The following is a 21,169-nucleotide window of genomic DNA, read 5'->3' as shown; positions in this document are numbered from 1 at the left end:
CGCGGGGGATTTGGCGGTCACAGGAACGTGAGAGCTCATCGAGGATTGGTTTGATCGGCAGATCGGACGTAGTCGCCATAGGACAGGCCGTCGTCGCGCAGGACGTTGCAGCAGGACCAGAGCTTCTGGACGATTTGAGCGGAGGGGTTCGACACGTTCAGAGGACCTTGTCTTTCACTCGAAGCAGACGCGCTGGATGAACTCGCCGTGAAGTGGGTCGAAGTCCTTGTCCGTCGTGATCAGGGTAGCGGATGCTGCCCGAGCGCATGCCGCGATCCAGATATCGTTATCGGACAGCTTCTTTCCCTTTCGCACCAGGTATGTATGCATCGCGGCGTAGGCTTCGAACACGGCCTCATCGTGGATATCGATCGGCACGAGCTGCCCGAGGAGATCTCGGAGACGTTCTGTCTTGTCTTCGCCCCAGCCGCGGTACTGCGCAAACGCGAGCGCCTCGCCGACCGTGACGACGGAGATCAGCGGGCGCTCCGCGCGCTTGCCGAGGCGCATCGCTGCGTCGATCGCCCTGCCGGTCTCGTTCCCTCGTACGAGATGGAGGACGACCACAGTATCGAGCAGAACGAGCCCAGTCATGAGAGCTCTTTGATGGCCTGGTCGAACTCCTCGTCCGTCTCGTCGCCCGGCCACTTCCCGAAGATCGCGTTGACGCCGGACGTCGCGGTCTGCGGTCTGTAGAGCGCTCGCGGCTCCCTGCGACGACCGAAGATGGGCTTCGGGACCTTCGACCAGAAGCCGGAGATCCCCTCCCCATCTTCGATCCGCTCGGCGTCGAGCCGAAGGATACGACCCGAAGGGCGGTACACTGCCCGGCCGTGGACCATGACGCGACGGCTGAGGAGCTCGCGGGCGGCCTCGACGCTCCCCCCAGCGAGCACGCCCCGGATCTCCTCTCCGCTGTCGAGCTTGATCGCGAAGGACTGGGTGCTCATCCGGACCATGTCGAGCAGGCCAGCGATGCGCACGGCCTGGGCTCTTGGCGTGGATGCGCTGAGCTTCCTCGCCGTCTCGACCGTCACTCGGTCGACCACGGCCTCGCCGGGAGCACCGGTCCGGTGCTCCTCGACCCGAAGCGCGTCGAATCCGGCCTCGAGCAACCGGCCGAAATGAGCGACGCGCTGGAGCAGGGGGCGATCGAAGCGCTCGCTGTCCGGGTTGCCGGCGCCGACGTCCTGGAGGACGCCGGCGAGCACGTCGAACCCTGTCCAACCGGGAGGAGGCCGCGACGGCCATATCTCCGCCTGAAGATAGAGCTCCTCGGCGGCCTCGCCGAGCTCCGGTGCCTCGAAGTGCAAGGTCGTGTCGTCGTTGCCCTCGACGTCCACGAGCCGGATGTCGCAGGCGGCGTTGAACCAGGCACGAGGTCGTCCGGCCGCGACGCTCCGCCCCTCGAAGGCCATCAGGACGGAGCGCCGCACCGCAACGTCGACCTGCTGGAGGGCGACGCCCAGCGGGGCGGCTGGCACGCGATGGCCGAAGCGCTTCGCGCTGGAGAGGCGGACGGCGTGGTGGACGATGGGCACGGCGGGCTCCTTCGGGTCGTGGCGTGGCTCGGCCGAAGCCGACAGGAAGAGGATAGCGCGAGCGGGCGCCGCCGTGCACGGTGGGGCGTCAGGTGTCGGGCTCCTGAGCGAAGTACTCCGCCACCTTCTCGAGAAAGTTGGGCTTGAGGGACGATGCGAGCTGGAGCTTACGGATTCCCTCGAGGGTTTCGCACAGTTTGTTGAACGGCAGGAAGCCACAGACCTCGGGAAGTGCCTTCTCGCGCAGCGCGAAGGTCGGGCGCTGGATCTCGTGCTCGACCTTGTCGCGGCGCTCCTCGGGAGCGACCAGGTAGAGCTTGATGTCGAGGTTCGGCTGGAGGGACAGGAGATCCGACATCCGGAGCAGACCGGAGTAGATCGACGTGGTGCACTCGATCTCGAACACGCGCCGCACCCCGGTGAGATATCCAACGATCGTATCGAGGACCCATGCCCGCGCGCGAGGGCGGGAGGCCAGCTCAGTGGTGTACACGGCCTCCCCGGTGCTCAGGCAATCTCTGGCGGCGCGGGCGCCTCGGGCACAGCCTTCTTCGCCCTCTTCACCCTCGCCGCGGCGGCGCGGGGGACATTGAGCTCGTCCAGATAGCCGAACACCTGGGCTTCGAGGTCGGGCGGCAGCTTCGGGTTGTGCTCTAGCTCGTCGGCGATGCCCGCCCGCAGGCGGGAGAGGAGGCCTATCGTGGCGGCGCGGAGCGCGCCCGCGCCCTTGCGCGAGGTCTCCTTCATGTCGGCGCGATCGCTGAGCATGGAGTGGAGCCGCTCGCCGGCGTCGAGGAAGCCGCTGATCCAGTCATGGAGGGTCTCTCCGCCGGCGGCGGGGAAGCGCTCGAGATCGGCCTTGTGCTGCTTGAGGATCTTCTTGCGCTCGATGGCCGCCCTGGCCTCATCCGCGTAGCTCGCCTTGAGCTCGGACAGGGCGGGGATGAACGCGCGGCGGATCCGCGTCGCAGCGGCGACCGTCTCCGCCGAGACCTGCGGGTGCCGGAGGTAAGCCTCGGTCATGTACCAGACCGCCTTGCCGAAGCCATCATGCTCCACGTCGGTCTCCTCGAGCTCCGCCGCGAGGGCCTTCCCTCCGATCACGACGGGAGGGAGCGCGGAGATCTCCTCCAGCTTCTTCGCGAGCATCGGCTCGTAGGTCTCGCCGGAGCTCGTGCGCAAGAGCGCCGGTCTGCGCTTGTCGAACAGGTCGGTGAGCCCGAGCTTCAGATCGGACAGCGTGAGTAGTTGCATCCTGTCGAGGGTAGAAAGGCGAGCAGGAAGATCAAGCCGCCCCGGCCGTCGGAACAGTGCCGCTCGGGCGGCGAGGCGCGGGCGTCGCGCCGACCATCCCTGATGCCCCGGCCGCGAGGCGCGGGCGTCGCGCCGACCATCCCTGATGCCCCGGCCGCGAGGCGCGGGCGTTGCGCCGACCATCCCTGATGCCCCGGCCGCGAGGCGCGGGCGTCGCGCCGACCATCCCCGCTGCCCCGGCCGCGAGGCGCACGCGTCGCGCCGACCATCCCTGCTGCCCCGCCGGCGAGGCGAACAAGCCGGAGCCACGACGGCGATCTGCAGGGCGCCGGGAAGGGGACATCATGAGTCTTCCAGAACACGCCCGAGGACCGCCTCCGCCCTGGGATACCCCATGAGCCTTCCAGGACACGCCCGAGGACCACCTCCGCCCTGTGATACCCTCGCAACGCGCCATGGCCCCCTACCGATCGTCCCGCGAGGACCGCGCCGCGCCGAAGGCGCCGCCCCCAGGCCCCGTGGCCGACATGGTGCAGCAGTTCGCCGACCCGTACGCCTTCCTCCGCGAGCTCGTGCAGAACGGCATGGACGCCGGCGCGCGCAAGATCTCCGTGCGCGTCGAGACGCTGCCCGGCGCCTGCGCCACCTCGGTCGCCGACGACGGCAGCGGCATGAGCCGCGAGGACATCGAGGGACCGCTCCTCACCCTCTTCAGCTCGTCCAAGGAAGGCGACCCCAGCAAGATCGGCAAATACGGCGTCGGCTTCGTCTCCGTGTTCGCCATCCAGCCAGAGCAGGTCGACGTCGAGACGTGGCGCGACGGCCAGGCCTGGCTCCTCCACCTGCGCAGCGACACGAGCTACGAGCTCGAGGACGCCGGGCCCCGACAGGGCAGCGGCACCCGCGTGACCCTGATCCAGCGGCTCAGCCGGGAGGCGTTCGTGGAGCACGCGCGGCGCGCGCGGGCGGCGCTCCGCCGCTGGTGCCGCCACGCCGAGTGCGAGATCGCCCTCAGCATCGCCGACCACGAAGGAAACGCGCGCGCATCCGTCGAGCGCATCGACGCCCCGCTCTCCGTCGCGGCGCCCGTGTCCGTGACCGCCGTCGAGGAGGACACCACCTTCGTGGTCGGCCCGTCCGCCGGCGCCCAGCACCTCCCACCCCCCACCGGCGGCGAGCCCGCCGCCGAGCAGGGCCAGAGCTTCGCCGGCTTCTACAACCGCGGCCTCACCCTGTTCGAGACCACGGACGAGCTCTTCGGCGGGCTGTCGGGCGTTCGGTTCAAGGTGATGAGCCCCCACCTCCAGCACACCCTGAGCCGCGACAACGTCCGCCGCGACGACGCCTTCTGGGAGGCGCTCGCCCGCGTGCGCGAGCTCGTCAAAGGGCCGCTCCGCCGCAAGCTCGCCGCACGCCTCCCCAAGGCCGCGGCGAGGGCCGCCGCCAGCGAGCGCGCCGCCGCCACGTACGCGGCCATGCTCGAGGCGGCGCTGTCGCCGCCGACCGCGCTCGATCCCGACGAGATCCCGTTCCCGCTCGCGAGCCCCGTCGCCGGCGACCGGGCGCGCGCCGGCCTGCGGGCGCTCGCGCCAGGGCGCGAGCCGCTGCTCGTCGCCGATCGGGCCGACGCGCTGACCGAGGCCATGGCGCAGGGCGGCCTGCCCGTCGTGCTGTGCAACCACCCCGCCACCGTCGCGCTGCTCAAGCGGTGCTTCCCGGCGGCGCGCATCGAGCACGCGCGCGCGGCCTACCTGCTCGTGCACGAGGCGCCCGAGAGCGCCCGCGCGGCCGACGCGCCGCTGCTCCAGGTGGTCGAAGGCGCCCTCGCCCGCGCCCGGCACCGCGTCGCCCGCGTGAGCCTCTGCCAGATCCAGGGCGCCCTCCGCGAGCGCGGCGCGATCCTCCTGCCCGCCCGCGAGCGCGGCGGGCCCGAGCGGAGCTGCCACGCCGCGCGCGACGTGGTGCGGCGCGCGGCGCGCTTCCGGCCAGGGCACGCCCTCTACCTCAACGTCGACAGCGACACCGTGGCGCTCGCGCGCAGGCGCGCCGCCGTCGATCCCGTGACCGCCGGCAACCTGCTCGCCCGCGCGCTGCTCGTCGAGGCCAAGGGGCCGCTCGACCCCGACGACAGCGACCGGCTCCTCGACCTCGCGGCGAGCCCGCCGCCGCTCGCGCGCGCGCCGAGGGGGCTCCCGCGGTGAGCCGGATCGTCGCCCGCGGCGCCATCCGCGTCGATGCCCGCCGCGCCGTCCAGAAGCTCCGGGAACACCTGCTCGTCGACCTGGACCTCTACCTGCTCGAGCTCGTCCGCGCCGCCGCGGCCGGCGGCGCGACGCGGATCGACCTCGAGTACGACGCCGACGACGTCGCCGTGACCTTCGACGGAGCGCCGCCCGACGCGCCCGTCCTCACGCGCCTGCTCGACCACGTGCTCAACGCCGCGCCCGACGCGCCGTCCCGGAGGCTCCGGCTGCTCGCGCTCGGCGTGAACGCGGCGCTCGGGCTGCGCCCCGCGCGCGTCGACCTGATCACGACCGGCCGCGGGCCGTCCGGCGAGGCCTCCGGGGCGACCTGCACGCGCGTGCGCTTCACGCCCGCCCTGCTCGAGGCGCCAGCCGACGCCCTCGCGCCGGCCGCCGCCCCCGCCTGCGACGAGGTGCCGCGGCCGCCCGGGATGCCCGCCGCCGGGCTGCGCGTCGAGGTGCGGCGGCGGCTCGGATGGTCGGTGCTGCGCCGGGCGCTCACCGGCGACACCCCGCCGGAGCTCGCCCACCTGGCCGCGGCCACCGCCGACTTCCCGATCCCGATCACCCTCGCCGGCGAGCCGCTCCGCCGCGCCCTCCCGGGCGGCCAGCCCGCGGCGCTCGTGCGCGTGCCCTTCCACGTGCACGGCGCGCGCCGCGCCGCGATCGAGATCGTCGCGCCCCGCGACCTCGCGGCCGCGCCGGCCGCCGCCACGCCCCTGCCCGCGGCGCCCTCGTCGCCGCTCTCCAACGCCCTGTCTCCCCTCCCGCCGCTGTCCCCGCCCCTGTCCCTGCCCCTGTCCCTGCCCCTCTCCGGCCTCCCCGCCGTCGACTACCTCGAGCACGGCGTGCGGCTCGTCCGCGAGCGCTTCCACTTCGAGCCGCGGTTCCCCTCGGCGCCCTACCAGGGCGTCGAGCTCCCGGTCCGCCTCGTCGTCGACGCGGACGAGCTGCCCACCAACGCCTCGCGCTCGGCGCTGCGCGAGGACGCGCCCCTCCGCGCGCGCCTGCGCGAGGCGGCGAGCGGCGCGCTGCTCGACGCGCTCGCGGCGCTCACCGCCGTCGCCCGCGGCGAGGGCACGATCCCCGAGGGCGCGCTCGTCCTCGACGAGGACCGCGGCCGGATCGAGGACGCGCTCGCGGCCTTCGCGTGCGTCGCGACCGGGGCGGCGCGCGCGGGCGGGAGGCTGCCCCCGGAGGCGCAGGCCGCGCGCGAGCTCCCGCTGCTCCGCGACGGGCACGGGCGGCCGATGTCGCTCGCGGCGCTCGACGCGCACGACGCGACGACCCTGTTCCTCCATCGCGGCGACGCGAGGCTCCCGGAGGAGCTCTCCCCCTGGGCCAGCGACGTGATCTGGAGCCGCGGGGGGCTCGTCGAGCGCGCGCTCGCCGGGCTCCCGCTCGCCGACACGGAGGCGATGCTCGAGCAGGCGAAGCTCGGCGCCGGGCGCCGCAGGGCGTTCCTCCTGCACGCGACCGGCGAGCCCGTGGTGCCGCCCTCGCCCGAGCACGCCTTCCGCGCCGCCTTCCACGTGGACGAGGGGCCGCTCGACGGCCTGCGCGGCGAGCTCGCCGTCTTCGCCGACGGCGGCGAGGCCCACCGCGGCGCCGAGGTCCGGGTGTTCGTGGACGGGCGGCACCTCGAGACCGTGGCGCTCGATCCCGCCGCCGTCCCCCTGCCCGTGGAGATCGCGCTCGCGTGGGAGGGGCGCGTGCGGCCGCGGTTCGGGTACGACGGCGTGGAGCGCGACGCGCGCTTCATCCGCGCGATCCGCCACGCGCTCGGCGTCGCGCTCGCCGCGGCCGACGCCGAGGCGCGGCGGCTCTTCGGGCCGAGGGCCGCGCACCAGGGCGCGCCGCCGCCCGAGCGCGAGCTCGCTCGCCTGAGGGGCCCGCTGCGCGCCGCGATCGGGGCGCTGTTCTGCGCCCCGCCGCGCCTCGGCGCGCCCGGCGGCAGGCAGGCGCGGCGCGGCGCGCCGGGGCGGCGCGGCGGCGATGACCTCGCGCCGTCGCGCTTCGGCGGCCTCCTGGAGGCGCGGCTCTGGCCGCTGCACGGGTCGAGCCGGCTCATGAGCCTCAAGGGCCTGGCCGCGTTCGCGCGGGCGGCGGGCGGCCTCTGCACCGCGCCGCCCGAGGCGCGGGGGCGCGCGGCCGACCGGCGGCCCGTGCTCGCCGCCTCGCAGCGCGAGCTCGACTGGCTCGCCGCCGCGATCCCGGGGTGCGAGCTCGTCCCCTACACGCCGGGGCTCTTCGGCGAGGACGAGCTCGAGGCGCGCGGCCCGGCGCGGCGGCGCGCGCTCGCGGCGTCGCTGGAGAAGCTCGCGCCGAAGGGCGCCGCGGGCGCGCCGGTCCTCGAGGTCGCCGGCGCCGGCTTCCTCGCCCTCGCCACGCCCGGCGACGCGATGGTCGAGGTGTGGCACCACGCGTCGCAGCCGCTCGCCACCCTGAAGGCCGCGCCGCTCCTCGGCCCCGCCCACGTCGCGATCGACGACGACGCGGCGGTGCCGAACCGGGCGTGGAACGGGGTCGTGTCGCCCCGCAACGACGCCGCGGTCCACGAGGTCGAGCGCGCGCTCTGCGAGGCGATCGTCGCCGCGCTCGAGGGCGACGCGGCGGCGCGCGCGCGGCTCGGGCTGCGGGACGATCCGCTCCGCCACGGCGGCAGGCCGGACGCGCGCCTCGCCGCCTACCTCCTCGACAGCGCGCGGGCGCTCGCGGAGCGGGCCCGGAGCACGCCGGCCGAGGCGGGCCCCGGCGGGCTCGCGGCGCGCATCCGGCGCCTGCCGCTGCTCGCGATGCTCGACCCGCGCGGCCAGGAGGTCGCGCGCTCGCTCGAGGCCGTCGACCGGGCGCACCCGCCGCCGGCGCCGATCCCGGTGCTCGACGAGGCGCCCGGCTTCGAGACGCTCGCCTGGCACCCCCTCGTCGTCCGCGACCCGCGCGAGCGCGCGGCGCTCCTGCGGTGGGCCGGCGGCCGCGTCCTCCCGGCGGCCGCCGCGGTGCCGGCGCGGCGGCTCCGCGCCGCCATCGAGCAGAACCTCCGCAGGCGCGCCGAGAGCGCGCAAGAGACGCGAGGGACGCAAGAGACGCAAGGGACGCAAGAGGCGCAAGAGGCGCAAGAGGAGCGCCGGGCGGGCGCCGGCGCCGCGCCGGCGCCGCGCGCGCCGCTCGCGCAGCCGGGCGCGCCGTCGCACCCGCTCCTCCGGGTGAGCCCCGCGGCGCTCGGCGTGCGCGATCTCGAGGGCGAGATCGAGATCGTCGAGGGGCCGGCGTCGGACGCCCGCCTCGTCGGCCCGGGCGGCGAGGAGCGGCGCCTCGAGGTGGACCTGCCGATCCCGCTGCGCATCGTGGCGCGCGCCTCCTCCGCGGACCCGCCGAGGGACGAGGTGCACGCGCTGCTGACGCGCCTCGCGAAGGGCGCGGGCCGCTACCTGATCTCGCTCGCGCCCCACTTCGACGAGCTGCCGCCGTTCGTCCGGAGCCACACGCGCCGCGCGGTCCTGCGGACGCTCGCCCAGGGCAAGCGCGTGGTCGCGGGCGCCGCGAGCGCGCCGCTGTTCCCCGACATCGAGGGGACCCTCTGGTCGCTCGACGAGCTCCGGCTCAACCCGCGCGCCACGTGGCTGTGCACCTCGACGCCGCCGCCCTACCCGAAGCAGCGCTACGAGCGGCCGGTGCTCGCGCTGAGCACGCCCGAGCGGCTGCAGCTCGCGACGGCGGTGGTCGTCAAGGACATCACCGACGTCGTGGCGCGCGATCGCGCGACCGAGGAGCGCCTCGCGGCGCCGCCGCTCGCCGTCGTCGGCCTCGACGACGGCGCGCGCGCGGCGTGCTTCGCCGTCTTCCCCTTCGCCCCGCAGGAGGGCGCGCCGCCGGCGCACGGCGAGATCGGCCTGCTCGCCCCGGAGCACGCCGGCGCGGCCGGGATCGCGGTGCACGTCGGGCGGCGCCCGCTCTGCGCGATCGACGCCGGCGACGGGTGGCCGCTGTGCGCGGCCGTCAACGACGACGCGCTCGAGCCGAACCGCGCCTTCGACGGGCTCAAGGCGAGCGCGGACGCGGCGAGGCTCCGGCAGGCGGTGCGCGACGCCGCCGGCCGGTGGCTGCGCGGCCGGCTCGCGCCGCCCGGGGACGCGCTCGCGACGCGGTGGATCGACGCCGCCACGGGCGGGCCGCGGCCGCTGTTCGTGACCGGCGCGCTCTGGCTGCCGGCGCGGTGGCCCCGCGCGCCGCGGGTGCTCGTCGGCGCACCCTCCGCGGCGACCGTCGAGGGCCGCGGCCCCGGCGAGGCCGGCGGCGCCGGCGAGGGCCGCGGCGCCGGCGAGGGCCGCGACGCCGGCGAGGGCGGCGGCCACGGCGAGGGCAGCGGCGCCGGCGAGGGCGGCGGCCACGGCGAGGGCTTCACGCCGCGCGCGCTGCTCTCCGGGGCGGGCGCCGGCGGCGTGAGCGGGCTCGCGCCGGTCGAGGGGATGCTCCTCGTGTGGCCGCTCCACGCGGCGCCGTGGGAAACGGTCGCGGAGCTCGCGATGGCGGCGGCGGCCTCGATGGCGGCCGAGCTCTCGGACGAGGCGGCCGCCGCGCCCTACCTGTGGAACCTGCACCTGCTCGGCCGCCTCTCCGGCGGCAGGCTCGCCGCGCGGACCGCCGGCGGGGAGACCGTCGGCCCGGCGGAGGTCCGCGCGGAGCTCGCGGCGCGCGGCTGCCTGTGGATCACCGATCGCCGCGGCAGCGCGGACGGCGATTTCCCGGAGGAGACGCCGGCGTTCGTGCTGCTCGACGACGGCTCGCCGCTCGTCGAGGTGCTGCGCCACCGGGCCTCCCCGGGCGCGCTGCGCGAGCTCGGCGCGCCCGCGGCGCCGCCGGCGTCGACCGGCGCCGGCGTGGGCGCGGCCGAGGTCGGGGTCGCCGCCGGGGCCGTCGCTTTCGCGGCGAACGCCGAAGCGCCGCCGAGCTCCCGCGGCGCGCGCGCCGCCGCGGGCATGACCCTGGAGCGATCCCCCGCGGGCGCATCCAGCGCCGAGGCCGCCGCGGGCGCGCCCGACTCGAGCCGCGCGCGCGCGTGGGTCGGCGCGCTGTGGCGCAGCGTCCGCGGCCTCATCGGCGGCGAGGCGGCGGCGCTGCCCGGCGCCTCGCCCGAGCGGCGCGGCGCCCCGGCCGAGAGCCCGCTCGCGGCGGCGCTCGGCGAGGCCATCGCCCGGATGGGCCTCGCGGGGTCCCCGGTCCGCGCCGTCGTCGAGAGCCGCTCGGGGCGGCCGGTCCGTTACGACGCGAGCCGGTGCCACATCGTCGTCAACACCGAGCACGAGGCGCTCGCGTGGCTGCGCGGGCGCGGCGCGCCGGACCCCGCGGCCGTCGCGCTGCTGGCGGCGGCCGCCGTCGGCGAGGTGAACCGCGCGCTGAAGTCGGTCACCGACGCGGAGGAGCGCCGGGCGCTCGAGCACCTGCTGCGCTGGATGGGGTAGCGCGCGCCGGCGGCGCGCCGCCGGGGCATAAGGCCCGCGCCGGCGCGGCAGAGCCCGCCCCGCGCCTCCGCCGCGCGTTGCCTGCCCGCCGCCGGGACGCAAAGCTCTCTCCGTGGACACCGTCTTCACCATCGGCCACGGCACCCGCAGCGTGGAGGAGCTCGTCGAGCTGCTCGGCGAGGGGCCGGCCGACACGCTCGTCGACGTCCGGAGGTTCCCGGGATCCAGCCGCTCGCCGCACCTCGGCCGCCCCGCGCTGGCCGAGGCGCTGCCGCCGCTCGGGGTGACCTACGTCTTCCGCGGCGACGCGCTGGGCGGCCGGCGGACCGGGCGGGACGGCTCGCCCCATATCGCCTGGGAGAACCCGAGCTTCCGGGCCTACGCCGACCACATGGAGACGGCCGAGTTCCAGCGCGCGCTCGCCGAGGTGGAGGCGGAAGCCCGGGCCGGACGGCGCTTGGCCGTCATGTGCGCCGAGACGCTCTGGTGGCGCTGCCACCGCCGCCTCATCGCCGACGCCCTCGTGGCGCGCGGCCTCGCGGTCGTCCACCTGCTCGGCCCCGGCGCGCGGGCCCCGCACACGTTGAACCCCGCGGCGCGGATCGACCGCTCCGGCCGCCTCATCTACGACGTCGGCGCCCAGCGCGCGCTGCCGCTCGGCGGCGCCGGCGCCGGGCGCGCCCCTGCGCCGGCGCGGCCCGCGCGCCCGCGCCGCGCGCGGTGATCCGCGGGCCGCGCCGCGCCGCCGGGTGCATCCGCCCCGGGTCTTGTGCTCCACTGCGCCCATGACGGAGAGCGCCGCGGCGCGAATGACCGAGAAGATCGCGGCGGTGCTCGCCGGCCGCGAGCCGAGCCTGCCTTCCCGCGCCGGCGAGGCGCTCGCGCGCTGGCTCGAGCTCGTCCAGGGGTGGAACGCGAAGGTCGATCTGACGGCCGCGCGGAGCCCCGATGAGCTCGTCGATCTGATGCTCGCGGACGCGCGGCTCCTCTCGGAGCACGTCCCCGAGGGGCGGCGCGTGGTCGACGTCGGCACCGGGGCCGGCGCGCCCGGGCTGCCGCTCGCGCTGCTGCGGCCGGATCTGGACGTGACCCTGGTCGAGCCCCTGCAAAAGCGCGTCGCCTTCCTGCGGACGGCGATAGGCACGCTGGTTCAGGAGGGCGAGCTCAAGAAGGCACCGCGGGTCGAGCGCGCGCGCGGCGAGGACCTCGTGCGCGCAGGGAGGTCGTTCGAGGTGGCGATCTCCCGCGCGACGCTCGCGCCGGACGCGTGGCTGCCCCTCGGCGCGGCGCTCACGGCGCGCGAGCCGGCGGAGCGGCGCGAGATCTGGGTCCTGCTCGCCCGCGACGAGCCGCCGGCGCACGCCGGCTGGGCGCCCGCGACCGATCTCCGGTATCGCTGGCCGCTCACCGGGGCCGATCGACGCGCAGTGCGGTATCTGCCAGAAGCCGCCAAGAATGCCTGATCGCCAGGTAGGGCGCCCCCTGAGAAAGTCGCGAATCGCGCCGATTGCGTTGCTGCCGGCGGCTGCACCCCGGAGCGTCGTCCGCTTTTGCGGAGGCTCCATTTCGCGAGCTTCTCGGTTCCCAGGTATGGCGGAGCCTCACCGATTCCGTTACTGTCCGGAAACCACATGCAGGCGCCCGACCTGGGCACCGCCTCTTGGCTCCGGAGACAGGCATGAAAATCCAACGCATTTCGGCGGTTTTGCTCACCGCGGTCGCCACCTCGGCAGGATTCATCGGTTGTGGCTCTGACGATCCGGACGATGGCGCTGGCGGGACCGGGGCCTCGGGCTCGGCCTCGTCCACGTCCGCGTCGACCACGGGCCCCGTCGCCGTGAGCACCGGCAGCAGCGGCCCGGATCTCGCGAAGTTCCTCGGCGCCGCGTGCGAAGCGGACGCCGACTGCGGGCCGGACGGGATCTGCTTTCTGGAGGGGTCCAACGACTTCTTCGGCGGCGGCCCTTCGGGCGGGTACTGCACGAAGGAGTGCGGCGGAGACGACGATTGCGAGGGGGAAGGCAGCGTGTGCATCGGCGACCTCTGCCTGCTCGGCTGCATTCCGGGGGATCCCCCGTTCACGGAGGGCGACGCGAGCGTCGATCCGGACAAGTGCCAGGGGCGCGAAGAGCTGCGCTGTGAGGCATTCCAGGGGGCGACGGTCTGCTTGCCGGGCTGCGGCGCGGACGTCCAGTGCAGCGACCGCGTGTGCGACCCCCGGTCGAGCGTCTGCGTCGACGAGCCGAACGAGGGGCTGCCCAACGGCACCCAGTGCGAGCTCGACGAGGACGGCAACGATCCCTGCGCCGGGTGGTGCGTCGGCGTCACCGACGAAGTCGCCATGTGCGCCGAGCTCTGCGGGCTCAATGGCGATCCCGCCCTCGACTGCGGAGGTCCGCAGAAGGGCCTCTGCGCTTACCCGCTCGATCTGGACGCCGGTCCGGGCGACATCGGGCTCTGCGTCAATGCGTGCAAGGCCCACAGCGACTGCCTCCTGCCGCTCTTCTCCTGCGAGAACCTGGGCACGGAGACGAACGTCGTGGGCTTCTGCTTCTTCGGGCCGGCCGAGTGCGAGGACGTCGGGGAAGAGTGCGAGGATGGGACCGTCTGCAGCGAGACGCCGCACGGCCTCTTCTGCCTCGATCCGGCCTTCCCGCTGGACGACGCCGGCACGGGCGGCGGCGGCGGCGGTGGTGGCGCCGGCGGTGACGGCGGCGGTGGTGCTGGCGCCGGCACGGGCGGCGAGGGCGGCACCGGCGCGACGAGCGGCACGGGCGGCACGGGCGGCGAGGGCGGCACGGGCGGCGAGGGCGGCACCGGCGCGACCGGCGGCACCGGCGGCGCGGGCGGCACCGGCGCGACCGGCGGCACCGGCGGCGCGGGCGGCACCGGCGCTGCTGGCGGCGCGGGCGGTGCTGGCGGCGCTGGCGGCGCCTGATCGGCAAGTCCCCCGGACCCGGGCCTCTCCTCCCCAGCGAGCGCCGCGGACATCGCGGATGAGGCCCTCCGGTCCACACGCTTTCTCCAGCTCCTCGAACTCCCCTCCTCTCGTCGCGTCACCCTCTCTGCTCCATCAAGGTTGAGCGCCGGGCTCGAACAGGAGGGAAGACGGGAAGAAACGCCCGCGACGCTCTCCCCTCCTCTCCTTCCACGTCCAATTCTCCGCGCAGATCGGCGCGCTCGCGAGCCCATCCGTTCGGGGGTGTAGCGATGTTGGAGCGCTCGAGCCGTTCGGCCTGTGACGGACCCGCGAGCGTCAAGCCCGCGGCCGAGGAGGGAGAACGCGAGCGCGCGACGCGGTTTCCCGCGTGGATCGCGCCTCTCGGCGCGAGCACCACGAGGCGCGCCGTCCCACGCGGGGCAGATCGCCACACGAGACGACCGGCGTGGCGCGCCGGCCGCGCGTCGACGCTCGCCGCGCGCCGACGCGCGCCGCACCGGCACCCCGTTTGCTCATGCGCCATGCGGCCAGGAGGACCGCATGAACAAGCTCGCTCTTCTCACCTCGGCCGCCGCCGTGGCGGTGGCTACCATGGGATTCACCGAAGCCGCGCACGCTCAGGAAAGGACGCGCGACACGGTCACCATCACCGATTCCGTGCCGAACCGCGGGCTCATCTGGAGCGGCGTCGCCGTGCTCGGCACCACCTACGGCATCTCGACCGTCGTGGCGACGTTCAGCGACAAGCCCGCGGACCGAGCGCTCTGGGTGCCCATCGCGGGGCCCTGGATCGATCTCGGGACCCGCGGCAAATGCGGCGGCGATCGGTCGTGCAACGCCGAGGCGACCAACAAGGTGCTGCTCGTGGCCGACGGGCTCGGTCAGGCCATCGGCGCGCTGCAGATCCTGAGCGGCTTCATCTTCCCGGCGAAGCGCACGGTGACCGAGGTCGGGAGCGTGCAGATCATTCCCATGGGCAAGGGGCTCGCCGCCAGGACGGTGTTCTGAGCCGACATGGGACGTCGTGAGCCCGCCCCGGCCCCGCCGCGGGCCCGGGGCCTACCCGGCGGCAGGCGGCGCGCTCGCCCGGAGCGACAGGCCGCGAACGAGCGTCGCGAGCGTGCGCAGCACCGGGGTGTCGATCCCCGCCCGGCGCCCGCGATCGACCACGGCGCCCTGGAGGATGTCGACCTCGGTCGCGCGGCCGGCGCGCACGTCCTGCAGCATCGACGGCTCGGTGAGCGGGAAGTCCGCGCGCGTGAGCGCGATCATCGCGTCCGCCGTCGCCTCGGAGATGTCCGCCCCCTCCGCCCGCGCGACCGCGATCACCTCGAGCATCGCCGCCCGGAGCAGGTCCTCCATGCGCTCCACGACCGCCCCGGCGCGCTGGCCGGTCAGCGCGCAGATCGCGTTGAAGGGGGCGTTCCAGACCATCTTCTCCCAGAGCATCGCCCGGTAGTCCGAGCCCCGGCGGACGGGGATGCCGGCGCGCTCGAGCAGCGTGGCGGTCGCCTCGACCCGCGCCTCCTGCCCCGGCCGGTACGGCGCGAGGCCGGCGCGCGTCGCCGCGAGCGTCTCGATCTCCCCAGGGCCGCTGAGGCCCGCGGACATGTACGCGATGGAGGCCAGCACCCGCGAGGCGCCGACCTCGCGCGCGACCGCATCCTCCGACTCCAGCCCGTTCAGCAGGGGCAGAGCGAGGCCGTCCGCCGCGAGCAGCCCGGGGAGCTTGGCGCTCACCTCGCCGAGCGACGGCCACTTCACGGCGACGAGCGCGAGATCGAACGGCCCGCGCACCGCGTCGAGCGGCGCCACGCGCAGCGGCGGCGTGCGCACCTCGCCGGTCGGCGTACGGAGGATCAGCCCGCGCGACCGCATCGCCTCGGCGTGCGCGCCCCGCGCGACGAAGGTGACGTCTTGCCCGGCGAGGGCGAGCCTCGCCCCGAAATAACCGCCCACCGCGCCCGCGCCGACAACGAGGATCCGCATCGGCGGCGACCATAGCACGCTCGGACCGAGGACCGAGCGCAGAGAACCGACATGTGGCGATCAGCGCGGATTGCGGATATGCATGAGCCCAGATGCAAAGGCCGGACGTCCCCACCACGGCTCAAGCCGGCGGCAGCATGACCGAAGGCGGCGAGCCGAGCGCGACGCTGGAAGGCGAGCAGATCCAGCTCTTGCTCGACGCCCTGCCGGCGCTCATCTCCTATATCGATGACGAGGAGCGCTATCGCATCGTCAACCGGGCCTACGAGCGCTGGTTCGGCGAGGATCGCGTCTCCCTCGCCGGCCGGCACGTGCGCGAGGTGATCGGCGACTCCGCCTACGCCGCCGTGAAGCCGCGCATCGACGCGGTGCTCGGCGGGCAGCCGCAAGACTTCGAGTCGCGGCTCGTGTACCGCAGGAGCGGCAGGCGCCACGTCCGCATCCAGTACATTCCTCATTTCGGCGCGAGCGGCGAGGTGGCCGGATTCTTCACGCTCGTCGCGGACATCAGCGAGCAGAAGCGCGCCGAGGAGGCGCGCCGCTTCCTGGCCGACGCGACCGCCCTGCTCGATCCGGTGCTCGATCGCGACACGAGCTACCGGCGCGTCGCGGAGCTCGCGGTCACCTCCGTGGCGGACTGGTGCTCCGTCCACACGATCGAGCCGGACGGCGCCCTGCGCGCCCGGGTCATCGCGCACGCGGACCCGGCCAAGGCAGAGCTCGTGTCCAGGCTGGCCGAGCGCAGCCGGGTCCCGCCGGAGGCCGAGACGCCGCTGCACGAGGTGCTCCACGGCGGCCCCGGCCGGCTCCTGTCCGAGATCCCCGACAGCGTGTTCGCCGGCGTGGCGCGCGACGCCGAGCACTTCGCCGCCCTGCGCGCGCTCGGCTGCCGCTCGGCGGTGATCGTGCCGATCCGCGGCGAGGAGTGCGTCCTCGCGGCGCTCACGCTCGCCTCCGCCGAGTCGGGCCGCACCTACACCGCGGCCGATCTCGCCTTCGCCGAGGAGCTCGCGCAGTGCATCCAGGTGGCCCTGCAGCGCATGCGCCTCTACGACATGGCCCGCGACGCCGAGGCCGAGGCGCGGCGGCGCTTCCTGGCCGAGCAGGAGGCGCGCCGGGCCGCCGAGCGCGCCGCGCAGCGCATGGCCGGCCTCCAGCGCATCACCGCGGCGCTCGCCGACGCGCTCACCTGCGAGGCGGTCGCGGAGGTCGCCGTCGACCAGGGCGCCGCCGCCGCGGGGGCGTACGCCGGGTCGATCGTCATCACGGCGGGCGACGCGATCGAGTGCCTCAAGGCGGTCGGCTACCAGCCCGAGATCGTCGAGCGCTTCCGGAGGATGGCCACCTCCGACGGCCTCCCCCTCGTCGACCCCCTGCGGACCGGCGCGCCCGTCTGGCTGCGCACGCGCAAGGAGTGCGCCGCCCGGTACCCGGACTTCGCCGCCACCGCGCTGACCTCCACGACCTCCTCGCTCTGCTGTCTCCCGCTCCTCGTCCAGGAGCGGCCGATCGGCGCGCTCGGGCTGAGCTTCGCGGAGCCCCGGCCGTTCGATCACGAGGAGCAGGAGTTCCTGCTCGCGCTGTCGCGCCAGTGCGCGCAGGCCCTCGAGCGCGCCCGCCTGCACGAGGAGCGCGCCGCCATCATCGAGCGCGAGCGGCGCGTCGCCCTCGAGAACGCCCGGCTGTACCGCGAGGCCCACGAGGCGGACCGGCGCAAGGACGAGTTCATCGCGATGCTCTCGCACGAGCTCCGCAACCCGCTCGCGCCCATCACCACCGGCCTCGAGCTCCTGCGCATGAGCACCGGCGACCGCGGCGACCGCGACGACAGCCAGATCCTCGCGACCCTCGAGCGGCAGGTGAAGACGATCGTGCGGCTCGTCGACGACCTGCTCGACGTCTCCCGGATCACGCGCGGCAAGATCGAGCTGAAGCGGGAGCGGTTCGACGTCGGCGCCGTGGTCGAGACCGCGGTCGAGTCGGTGCGCCCGCTCCTCGCGCAGCGCCGGCACGAGCTCGCCCTGTCGGTCGAGCCGGGCGTGCTCGTGCACGGCGACCGGGTGCGGATCGAGCAGATCGTCGTGAACCTGCTCACCAACGCCATCAAGTACACGAACCCGGGCGGCCGCGTGTCGCTCTCCTGCGCGGCGAGCGGCGGCGACGCGTGGATCCGGGTGACGGACACCGGCGTCGGCATCTCCGCCGAGCTCTTGCCGCGCGTGTTCGAGCCGTTCATGCAGGCGCGGCGCACGCTGGATCGCTCGCAGGGGGGCCTCGGGGTCGGGCTCACGCTCGTGAAGCGGCTGGCCGAGCTGCACGGCGGGCGCGTCGAGGCCATGAGCGCCGGCCCCGGCGAGGGCACCGCCATCAGCGTCTGGCTCCCGCTCGCGGGCGCGTCGGCGGACAGCGCCGCGGCGCCTTCGACCGAGATCCCGCGCTCCGGGGCGGGCGCCCTCCGCGTCCTCCTCGTCGACGACAACGTCGACGCCGCCGAGGGCCTGCGGCGCATCCTCCAGCTCCACGGCCACACCGTCGCGATGGCGCACGACGGCCCGGCGGCGCTCGAGGCCGCGCGCGCGTCGAAGCCCGAGCTCGTCCTGCTCGACATCGGCCTGCCCGGGATGGACGGCTACGAGGTCGTCCGGCGCCTGCGCGCCGAGCCCGAGCTCCGGGGCTCCTACATCGCCGCCGTCTCCGGCTACGGGCAGGATCAGGACCGCCGCCGCTCGCGCGAGGCCGGCTTCGACGCGCACCTGACCAAGCCGGTCGCCACGGCGCAGCTGCTCGCCCTCGTCGCCGAGGCCGCCCCACGCGGGTGACCGGCCCGCCGCCTTTCAGAACTGCAATGCAGTCGCCGCGGCGGCGCGACACACGCGCGAAACAAACTCCTCCTGATTCGCGATAATCGCCCGTTTCCTTTCATTGACGCTGTCGAGATCGCCCTCGCGCGCAGCCTCGTTGCGCTCGCCGGGCGCCGCGAAACACGCAGGAAACAGAGGGAATGTCCGGGCTCGAGCGCGCCATCGGACACACAATTTATTCCAGCGAAACAGTTGTGAAACAGAGGTCACAGTAGACAAGATCCTGTCCGAGACTACGGCCTGCGCCGCGCTCGGACGGCAGTACGGCAGTGACGGTGAGGGTGACTCACCGGGTCCAAAGGTGGGTTTGCATGAGCAAGAAGAAGGACCTCCTCGTCATCGGCAACGGCATGGTCGGGCACAAGCTCATCGAGAACATGGTCCTCGGTGGGTTCCTGCGCGAATGGAACATCACGACCTTCTGCGAGGAGCCCCGGCTCGCCTATGATCGGGTGAACCTGTCCGCCTTCTTCAGCGGAAAATCGGCCGACGACCTCTCGATGGTGAAGCCCGGCCTCTACGAGGAGGCGGGGATTCAGGTCCACCTGGGCGACAAGGCCGTATCGATCGACCGCCGCAAGAAGGCCGTGACCTCCGCGAAGGGGAAGACGGTCTATTACGACAAGCTCATCCTCGCCACGGGCTCGTACCCGTTCGTGCCGCCCATCAAGGGCAAGGACACGAAGGGCTGCTTCGTCTACCGCACGATCGAGGACCTCGAGGCCATGGCGGCCCACGCGAAGGGCGCGAAGGTCGGCACGGTCATCGGCGGCGGCCTGCTCGGGCTGGAGGCGGCCAACGCGCTCAAGAACATGGGGCTCGAGGTCCACGTCGTGGAGTTCGCCCCGCGCCTGATGGCCCTCCAGGTCGACGACGCCGGCGGGGCGATCCTCCGCCGGAAGATCGAGTCGCTCGGCGTCCACGTGCACACGAACACCTCGACCACGGAGATCGTCGCGGAGCACGGCCGCGTGGCGCGGATGCTCTTCGCCGACCAGACCGACCTCGCGACCGACATGATCGTCTTCTCCGCCGGCATCCGGCCGCGGGACGAGCTCGCCAGGGCGTGCGACCTCGCGATCGGCAGCCGCGGCGGCGTGGTCATCAACGAGCGCTGTCAGACGTCCGATCCGGACATCTACGCGATCGGCGAGTGCGCGAGCTATCAAGGCCAGCTCTACGGCCTGGTGGCGCCCGGCTACCACATGGCCAAGGTCGCGGCCGACGCCCTCACCGGCGGCAAGGAGACCTTCGCCGGCTTCGACATGAGCACCAAGCTCAAGCTGATGGGCGTGGACGTCGCGAGCTTCGGCGACGCGTTCGCGGCGCAGCCGGGCGCGCGCGTGGTCAGCTTCATGAACGCGACCTCGAACGTCTACAAGAAGCTCGTCGTCAGCTCGGACGGCAAGCACCTCCTCGGCGGCATCCTGGTCGGCGACGCCTCGAACTACGGGCAGCTGCTCCAGCTCGTGCAGAACAAGATCGTCCTGCCGCCGAACCCCGAGGACCTCATCGTCACGGCGCGCGAGGGCGCGAAGCCGGCGGGCTTCGGGGTCGAGGCGCTGCCCGACACCGCGACGATCTGCTCGTGCCTCAACGTCACGAAGAAGGCGATCTGCTCGGCCATCTGCGACGACAAGCACGTCACGCTCGCCGCCATCAAGGGGCACACCAAGGCGGGCACCGGCTGCGGCTCGTGCACCACGCTGATCACCGACATCCTCAAGAAGGAGCTCAAGAAGGCCGGCGTCGCGGTCACCAACTACATCTGCGAGCACTTCAACTACTCGCGGCAGGAGCTCTATCACCTCGTCCGGGTCCACGCGATCAAGACCTTCGACGACCTCATCGAGCGCCACGGCAAGGGCAAGGGGTGCGAGATCTGCAAGCCGGCGGTGGCCTCGATCCTCGCCTCGACGTGGAACGAGCACATCCTGAACAAGAAGCACCTCCCGCTCCAGGACACGAACGATCGCTTCCTGGCCAACGTCCAGCGGGACGGCACCTACTCGGTGGTGCCGCGCGTGGCGGCCGGCGAGATCACGCCCGATCAGCTCATCGCCCTCGGGCAGGTCGCGAAGAAGTACAACCTGTACTCGAAGATCACGGGCGGCCAGCGCGTCGACCTGTTCGGGGCGCGGCTGGAGCAGCTGCCCGACATCTGGAGCGAGCTCATCGCGGCCGGCTTCGAGTCGGGGCACGCCTACGGCAAGGCGCTCCGCACCGTGAAGTCGTGCGTGGGCAGCACCTGGTGCCGCTACGGCGTGCAGGACTCGGTGGGCTTCGCGGTCGCGGTCGAGAACCGCTACAAGGGGCTGCGCAGCCCGCACAAGCTGAAGTCCGCGGTGTCCGGCTGCGCGCGCGAGTGCGCCGAGGCGCAGAGCAAGGACTTCGGGATCATCGCGACGGAGAAGGGCTACAACCTCTACCTCTGCGGCAACGGCGGGATGAAGCCGCAGCACGCCCAGCTCTTCGCCGCGGATCTCGACGAGGCGACGCTCATCAAGTACCTCGACCGGTTCTTGATGTTCTACATCCGCACGGCGGACCGGCTCCAGCGCACGGCCACGTGGTTCAACAACCTCGAGGGCGGCATGGATTACCTCCGCCAGGTCATCATCGAGGACTCGCTCGGGATCTGCGAGGAGCTCGAGAAGGAGATGGCCCACCTCATCGCGACCTACGAGTGCGAGTGGAAGGCCGCGGTCTCCGATCCCGAGAAGCTCAAGCAGTTCCGCCCGTTCGTGAACGCCGGCGAGCCCGACCGGAGCATCGTCTTCGTCAGCGAGCGGGCGCAGCACCGCCCCGCGGCCTGGAAGGAAAAGTCGACGCTCGTCGAGGAGATGATCTGACCGCGGGCCGAGGGGCCTCTTCCGAG

At 74.0% G+C, this 21,169-nt stretch carries 13 protein-coding genes; 8 read left to right on the top strand and 5 right to left on the bottom strand.

Annotated features, from left to right (window positions below):
- Positions 1–174: 174 nt before the first annotated feature.
- The 4 genes from WMF26_RS47920 to WMF26_RS47905 form a co-directional block, all read right to left on the bottom strand.
- Positions 175–594 carry a PIN domain-containing protein gene (locus WMF26_RS47920; protein WP_437998156.1) on the bottom strand — a complete coding sequence of 140 codons (420 nt, stop codon included), beginning with the start codon at positions 592–594 and terminating at the stop codon, positions 175–177.
- Entirely contained in the window at positions 591–1,541 is a 951-nt protein-coding gene (locus tag WMF26_RS47915) for a hypothetical protein (protein WP_437998155.1), read from the bottom strand. The genes WMF26_RS47920 and WMF26_RS47915 overlap by 4 nt, the downstream gene beginning before the upstream one ends.
- Before the next feature lie 88 nt (positions 1,542–1,629).
- Positions 1,630–2,034: a hypothetical protein gene (locus WMF26_RS47910; protein WP_437998154.1), complete on the bottom strand. Its 405-nt coding sequence runs from the start codon at positions 2,032–2,034 to the stop codon at positions 1,630–1,632.
- A gap of 14 nt (positions 2,035–2,048) precedes the next feature.
- A complete protein-coding gene (locus WMF26_RS47905) occupies positions 2,049–2,795 on the bottom strand; it encodes a hypothetical protein (protein WP_437998153.1) in 747 nt (248 codons plus the stop codon).
- 455 nt (positions 2,796–3,250) lie between these two features.
- Here WMF26_RS47905 and WMF26_RS47900 point away from each other — a divergent pair, with 455 nt between their 5' ends.
- From WMF26_RS47900 to WMF26_RS47875, 6 genes are all read left to right on the top strand, one after another.
- Complete coding sequence (locus WMF26_RS47900; RefSeq protein ID WP_437998152.1) at positions 3,251–4,996, top strand: ATP-binding protein; 1,746 nt, start codon at positions 3,251–3,253, stop codon at positions 4,994–4,996.
- A complete protein-coding gene (locus WMF26_RS47895) occupies positions 4,993–10,500 on the top strand; it encodes a hypothetical protein (RefSeq protein ID WP_437998151.1) in 5,508 nt (1,835 codons plus the stop codon). Before WMF26_RS47900 ends, WMF26_RS47895 begins: the two co-directional genes overlap by 4 nt.
- A gap of 112 nt (positions 10,501–10,612) precedes the next feature.
- Entirely contained in the window at positions 10,613–11,224 is a 612-nt protein-coding gene (locus WMF26_RS47890) for a DUF488 domain-containing protein (RefSeq protein ID WP_437998150.1), read from the top strand.
- 85 nt (positions 11,225–11,309) lie between these two features.
- Positions 11,310–11,963: a 16S rRNA (guanine(527)-N(7))-methyltransferase RsmG gene (locus tag WMF26_RS47885; protein WP_437998149.1), complete on the top strand. Its 654-nt coding sequence runs from the start codon at positions 11,310–11,312 to the stop codon at positions 11,961–11,963.
- A gap of 215 nt (positions 11,964–12,178) precedes the next feature.
- A complete protein-coding gene (locus WMF26_RS47880) occupies positions 12,179–13,438 on the top strand; it encodes a hypothetical protein (protein ID WP_437998148.1) in 1,260 nt (419 codons plus the stop codon).
- Between the two features lie 543 nt (positions 13,439–13,981).
- Positions 13,982–14,449: a hypothetical protein gene (locus WMF26_RS47875; protein ID WP_437334653.1), complete on the top strand. Its 468-nt coding sequence runs from the start codon at positions 13,982–13,984 to the stop codon at positions 14,447–14,449.
- Between the two features lie 51 nt (positions 14,450–14,500).
- On the opposite strand, the gene WMF26_RS47870 is transcribed toward WMF26_RS47875, so the two are convergent.
- A complete protein-coding gene (locus WMF26_RS47870) occupies positions 14,501–15,430 on the bottom strand; it encodes a ketopantoate reductase family protein (protein ID WP_437998147.1) in 930 nt (309 codons plus the stop codon).
- Positions 15,431–15,522: 92 nt separating this feature from the next.
- Here WMF26_RS47870 and WMF26_RS47865 point away from each other — a divergent pair, with 92 nt between their 5' ends.
- Both WMF26_RS47865 and nirB read left to right on the top strand, forming a co-directional pair.
- On the top strand, positions 15,523–18,249 hold the full coding sequence (locus tag WMF26_RS47865) for an ATP-binding protein (protein WP_437998146.1): 2,727 nt from the start codon (positions 15,523–15,525) through the stop codon (positions 18,247–18,249).
- A gap of 353 nt (positions 18,250–18,602) precedes the next feature.
- A complete protein-coding gene (nirB, locus tag WMF26_RS47860) occupies positions 18,603–21,143 on the top strand; it encodes a nitrite reductase large subunit NirB (RefSeq protein ID WP_437998145.1) in 2,541 nt (846 codons plus the stop codon).
- Positions 21,144–21,169 lie beyond the last annotated feature (26 nt).

Origin of the sequence: Sorangium sp. So ce185, from assembly GCF_051526825.1 — a bacterium.
GTDB classification, from domain to species: Bacteria; Myxococcota_A; Polyangia; order Polyangiales; family Polyangiaceae; genus Sorangium; species Sorangium cellulosum_D.
Note: the sequence above shows the minus strand (reverse complement) of the source record. Positions and strands in the feature narration are given on the sequence as shown.